The 460-nt window shown below is 75.4% G+C and carries 1 protein-coding gene; it reads right to left on the bottom strand.

From position 1 onward, the window contains the following. Window positions 1–272: 272 nt before the first annotated feature. Window positions 273–460: hypothetical protein (locus AC1DYG_RS19660; RefSeq protein ID WP_477641534.1), on the bottom strand; the 188-nt coding region annotated here is incomplete at its 5' end.

Below are 460 nucleotides of genomic sequence, written 5' to 3'. Positions count from 1 at the left end.
CTGCTGGGGCGGGGCGGGGCGGGGCGCGTGCTGCTGGGGGGCCTGCCGCCGCGGTTCGTCCTCGTGCCGGGGCAGTCCGGGCTGGGTCCGCTCCCAGGGTGCCGGCGGTGTGGGCGCGACCCTCCCGGGTCGCTGCGCCGCAGGACCTCCGGGTCGTTGCGCCGGCTCCGCTGCGGTGCCTCGGGGTCGCTCCGCCGGCTCCGCTGCAGTGCCACGGGGTCGCTCCGCCGGCTCCGCTCCTGGCGAACCCGGTGGTCGTTGCATGCTCCCCGTCATCGCGGTTCGTACCCTTCGTCTGCTCGGTCCGGCTGGCCCCGGAACCGGTGCCACAGCCGTCGTCCCGCAAGAAGCAACAGTAGTGCGCCCGCACAGCCGGTGATCACGGCCAACGCGCGGCCGTACGCATTCGTGCGGATCGAAACGGCGGTCGGCTCGCCGAGCTCGCGGCCGTTGACGGTGG

This window comes from Pedococcus sp. P1_H8 (genome assembly GCF_056405175.1).
This window is presented reverse-complemented; position numbering and strand designations above follow the sequence as displayed.